This is a genomic window from Testudinibacter sp. 'clade 2' (assembly GCF_006227735.1).
In the GTDB taxonomy this organism is placed as follows: domain Bacteria; phylum Pseudomonadota; class Gammaproteobacteria; order Enterobacterales; family Pasteurellaceae; genus Chelonobacter.
In genome coordinates this window covers 1-595 of record NZ_VDHB01000169.1, presented here as the reverse complement: position 1 = coordinate 595, position 595 = coordinate 1, and the positions used below count along the sequence as shown (strand labels likewise).

Annotated in this window: 1 protein-coding gene; it reads left to right on the top strand. The window is 51.1% G+C overall.

Going from position 1 to position 595, the window contains the following annotated elements; all coding sequences use genetic code 11:
• Nucleotides 1-520: PHP domain-containing protein (locus FHQ30_RS11775; RefSeq protein ID WP_500692266.1), on the top strand; the 520-nt coding region annotated here is incomplete at its 5' end.
• Nucleotides 521-595 lie beyond the last annotated feature (75 nt).

Genomic DNA, 595 nt, shown 5'->3' with positions numbered 1-595 from the left:
GCGTTATTGGGCGGAAACCTGGACGGGCGAAATGTTTGCCGAATTCTTGCTGGAACACCCCGCCTATCAAGACCACCCCTTGCTCAAGCCTTACCGGGCAGGCGGCGAACGCAGCAGCAACCCTTTTGTGAATTTTTACTGGGATTTTTACGCCCAAGGCAAACCCTGCCATGCGCCGATACAGTATCCCGCCATGCAGGAAATCGTGGACATCATCCACCAAAACAACGGTTTGGCCGTGCTTGCCCATCCGCACATCAACCTGAAAGGCAAAGCCCAGCTGCTCGACGGCATCATCAAAACAGGCATAGACGGCATAGAAGCCTTCAGCAGCTACCACAGCCCGGAACAAATCCGTGAGAGTTTAACTGATGCCGCCCAAAACGGCTTGTTCACCACCTTTGGCAGCGACTTCCACGGCAAAACCAAACCTTCTATCCAGCTGACCCAACACGGCTGCACCTGGCCGCTTGCGGATATGGAACGGCAATTGGATAAACTGTGGGGGAGAGTTATCTAAGTGCGGTTTAATTTGTTGAAAATTTCATAAAAAACCACCGCACTTTGAATAAAAAAGGCCGTCTGAAAAAATATT